The organism is Caballeronia fortuita (assembly GCF_001544835.2).
Taxonomy (GTDB): domain Bacteria; phylum Pseudomonadota; class Gammaproteobacteria; order Burkholderiales; family Burkholderiaceae; genus Caballeronia; species Caballeronia fortuita.
The window spans coordinates 1-3,892 of the sequence record NZ_FCNX02000039.1; the positions used below are offsets into that span (position 1 = coordinate 1).

The window sequence follows — 3,892 nt, forward strand, 5'->3', positions numbered from 1 at the left end:
TTGCCGACGGTGCACAGCGCGGTATTGCCCGCGGTCACGCCCGACAGCGCGACGGATTTCTTCGGCTTGAACGCGCCGGTTGCGGGTGCTTCGGTCGATGCCATGTCGGTCATTGTCTCTAGTCTCCTGTTGCACGCTCGCGAGGCGGCGTCATGTGTCCTGTCGAGATGACGAAGCGAAGAGCGGCGCGCATTCATCCGGCATCGTCTGGCCGGTCGCGTGCGCACGGCGCAGCACCGACCAGTAATAGCGATAACTCGCGCGATCGTGCAGCGTGTCGCCGTGACGCGTCGGACCCCAGTGCGCGCGTTGCGCGGCCAGCAGGATATCGGCGGCGAGCGCAATTTCGTCCGCGCGCGGCGAAAAGGCCGCGACGATCGGCGCAATCTGCTCCGGATGGATGCTCCACATGCGCGTATAGCCGAATTCGTTGCGGGCGCGCGCCGCATCGTCCGCGACGACGCTCATGTCGCGCACTTCCGTCGATACATTGTGCGAGGGCACCTTGCCGTGCGCGTGACACGCGGCTGCGATCTCGAGCTTCGCCCGCCGCACGAGCGGATGATCGAACTGGCCCGGCGAGCGCATTGCGGTATCGGGAATCGCGCCATTGTGCGCGGAGACGAAGTCCATCAGGCCGAAGCTCAGCGATTCGACGCCCGGCAGCGCGGCCAGTTCAAACGCATTCGCGAGCGCGCCGTGTGTTTCGACCAGCAGATGACAGGGAATTGCGCGCTCGATGCCGAACTCGCGCCGCGATGCTTCGATGAATGCGACCATCTCGGCGGCATCGGCGACGCTGCGGATTTTCGGCAGCATGACGAACGCCGGTGCCTTCTTCGCGTGACGCAGGATGATGCGCACGTCGTCGCGCCACCCACGATGATCGAAGTCGTGGATGCGCACGCCCACGCGCCCGAAGCGATCGTCCTCGCCGCCGACGAACGATGCGACCAGCTCCGCATGCTCGGCCTCGTGACCGAACTGCGCGCCGTCCTCGCAATCGAGCGTGATGTCGAATACCGGCCCCAGTTGCGCCTGCAACGCCAGCGACTTGCGGATCAGCTTCTCGCTGCCGGCATAGTGGTCACAGGGCGGAAGCACAGCGGGTTGCGGTTCGCCGTCAAACAGCACTTCGGCGGGAGTGAGATCGGGCATCGTCGGCGTCGGGTCCGATTGGGGAAATGGATTCGATCTGTTTCGATGATTCGAGCGCGCTCGAGCCTTTTTCAAGCGCGTTCGAACCACGCGCGAACGCCGCGAAGCGTTCGCGCTTGCCGGAAGCCCTGGCGGGCTTCCGTGACCTGCGGTGCTTACTTGCCGAGCAGATGCGAGACGCCGTCGCGCTCTTCGAGCAGCTCGTTCAGCGTGCCGTCCATCTTCTCGCGCGAGAACGCGTCGATTTCCAGACCTTCGACGCGCTTGTACTCGCCGTTTTCGCACGTGACGGGCACGCCGTAGATGATGTCTTCCGGAATGCCGTACGAGCCGTCCGACGGAATGCCCATCGTGACCCACTTGCCGTTCGTGCCGAGCACCCAGTCACGCACGTGATCGATCGCCGCATTGGCCGCCGATGCCGCCGACGACAGACCGCGCGCTTCGATGATCGCCGCGCCGCGCTTGCCGACCGTCGGGATGAACGTGTTGCGGTTCCACTCGTCGTCGTTGATGAGCTTCGTGAGGTTCTCGCCTTCGGCGGTCGCGAAGCGGAAGTCCGGGTACATCGTCGGCGAGTGGTTGCCCCACACGGCGAGTTTTTCGATCGACGCGACCGGCTTGCCCGACTTGGCCGCCAGTTGCGACAGCGCGCGGTTGTGGTCCAGACGCAGCATGGCGGTGAAGTTCTTCTTCGGCAGATCCGGCGCCGACTTCATCGCGATGTAGGCGTTCGTGTTTGCCGGGTTGCCGACGACCAGCACCTTCACGTCGCGGCTCGCGACATCGTTCAGCGCCTTGCCCTGAACCGTGAAGATTTCGGCGTTCGCCGACAGCAGGTCCTTGCGCTCCATGCCCTTCGAGCGCGGACGTGCGCCCACGAGCAGCGCGACGTCGGCATCCTTGAACGCGACCTTGGGATCGTCCGTGACGACCACGCCGGCGAGCAGCGGGAATGCGCAATCTTCCAGCTCCATCACGACGCCCTTCACGGCGGCTTGCGCTTGCGGCAGATCGAGCAACTGAAGAATCACGGGCTGGTCTTTGCCGAGCAGATCGCCATTGGCGATGCGGAACAGCAGCGAGTAGCCGATTTGACCTGCGGCGCCGGTTACGGCAACGCGCTTTGCGGACTTAGCCATTGAAACTCTCCTGGACGGTGCGTGGAACGCTAGGGAAAACGCCATTTTATGCGCGATACGCCAAGCGTTGATGAAGACATGCAGGCCGTGCCGCGTGTGTGTCGGTGAAAGCACCGGCGCACCGCGCTCGACGCACGTCATGCCATGAATCCTTCTTCGAGCGGAAGGTATGCGGGATGTTTCGATGGGGACGCGAAGAATTTCGCTCGAGTCTGACGGCAACGCGCCCATTCGAGACGGCGCTTGACGTTGCGAGACGTGGGGCAGGCAGCGGCGCGCGAATCGAGTGGCCGATCGGCGTGAGGCGAAAGCGAAAGGGCGTGCCTGGCGGTTTGCCGCGCGAAGTGCGGATGCCGCGATTCAAGCCGCTTACCCGGCGAAGACCGCCGTGGAAAACGCGCTGACCGCCGCTTCCTGCGCTCGCGCAACGACCCGCAAACCCTTGCTCGACAAGGAGTGTAGGAGCGCTCCGAGGTAAAGTCAACACTATCTTATGTCTTATATAAGACATAGGAATCTAAGGGAAAGCTCTGGACGCATGGCGGCCCATGTGTTGAAATGCGCGGCATGAATTCCAACCCGGCGAGCCCGACGACCCCCAACGGCACTGCACCGGCGGCTGAGGCCGCGAGCACGCCGTCGCCGACGTTCAGCCCGCTGTATCAGCAGATCAAGGCGCTCATCACGCAAGGGCTCGAATCCGGCGAATGGAAGCCCGGCGAGATCATTCCGAGCGAGGTCGAACTGGCCGCGCGCTATAAGGTGAGCCAGGGCACCGTGCGCAAGGCGATCGACGAACTTGCCGCCGACAATCTCCTCGTTCGCCGTCAGGGCAAAGGCACGTTCGTTGCGACGCACAATGAAGACCGCGTGCAATTCCGCTTCCTGCGCCTTCTGCCCGACGATGGCGACGCGCATCCCCACGTCAGCCGGCTGCTCGAATGCAGACGCCTGCGCGCGCCGGCCGAGATCGCGCGTCAGCTGGATCTGAAGCCCGCCGACCCCGTCGTTCTTATCAAACGCCTGTTGCAGTTTGATGGCGTGACGACCGTATTCGACGAAATCTGGCTGCCCGGCGCGGTCTTTCGCGGACTGACGGCCGAGCGGCTCGCCGAGTATAAAGGCCCGCTCTACGCGATGTTCGAGACCGAGTTCGGCACGCGCATGATTCGCGCGACGGAGAAGATTCGCGCCGTCGCCGCCGACGAAACCGTCGCGCAGTTCCTCGACGTGGCGCAGGGTTTTCCGCTGCTGTCGGTGGAGCGTGTGTCTTATACCTATGGCGACCGGCCTGTCGAAGTGCGTCGCGGATGGTATGTCACGACCGGTTATTACTATCAGAACGACTTGAGTTGATCGAATGAAAACGGGGCTGCGGGCACGAACCGGGTGTGCGCTGAATACGCACGCTGGCAAGGTTATTTTCACGCATGGAGCAACGGTCTCTTAGCGGCCGTTACGCTGCAGCGCGAAATAAAAAGGCGCTAAAATCGCGGATTGGTGTATTAACAAGTTGGGGTCTAGCATGGCTGAAGCCGTAAAAAAACCAAGGCCGGAGTACCGGAACATCGGGATCGGTCAGATCGCGAAGT

Annotated in this window: 3 protein-coding genes and 1 pseudogene; 1 reads left to right on the forward strand and 3 read right to left on the reverse strand. The window is 63.1% G+C overall.

What is annotated here, in order from left to right; translation table 11 throughout:
* From AWB77_RS37545 to AWB77_RS33935, 3 genes and pseudogenes are all read right to left on the reverse strand, one after another.
* Positions 1-197: pseudogene (locus AWB77_RS37545) on the reverse strand (hypothetical protein); the annotation flags it as partial.
* Positions 151-1,158 carry an HpcH/HpaI aldolase/citrate lyase family protein gene (locus AWB77_RS33930; protein WP_061138832.1) on the reverse strand — a complete coding sequence of 336 codons (1,008 nt, stop codon included), beginning with the start codon at positions 1,156-1,158 and terminating at the stop codon, positions 151-153. The gene AWB77_RS33930 and the pseudogene AWB77_RS37545, both read right to left, overlap by 47 nt.
* Before the next feature lie 155 nt (positions 1,159-1,313).
* Positions 1,314-2,300, reverse strand: coding sequence for a malate dehydrogenase (locus AWB77_RS33935; RefSeq protein ID WP_061138833.1), 987 nt, complete (start codon positions 2,298-2,300; stop codon positions 1,314-1,316).
* 567 nt (positions 2,301-2,867) lie between these two features.
* On the opposite strand from AWB77_RS33935, the gene AWB77_RS33940 reads away from it, so the two are divergent.
* Complete coding sequence (locus AWB77_RS33940; protein WP_208601603.1) at positions 2,868-3,656, forward strand: GntR family transcriptional regulator; 789 nt, start codon at positions 2,868-2,870, stop codon at positions 3,654-3,656.
* The last annotated feature ends 236 nt before the right edge of the window (positions 3,657-3,892 follow it).

Bases quoted from the DNA above. Each gene is read 5' to 3' on its own strand.
- AWB77_RS33930 (WP_061138832.1), bottom strand. From the start codon at position 1,158: ATGCCCGATCTCACTCCCGCCGAAGTGCTGTTTGACGGCGAACCGCAA.
- AWB77_RS33935 (WP_061138833.1), bottom strand. From the start codon at position 2,300: ATGGCTAAGTCCGCAAAGCGCGTTGCCGTAACCGGCGCCGCAGGTCAA.
- AWB77_RS33940 (WP_208601603.1), top strand. From the start codon at position 2,868: ATGAATTCCAACCCGGCGAGCCCGACGACCCCCAACGGCACTGCACCG.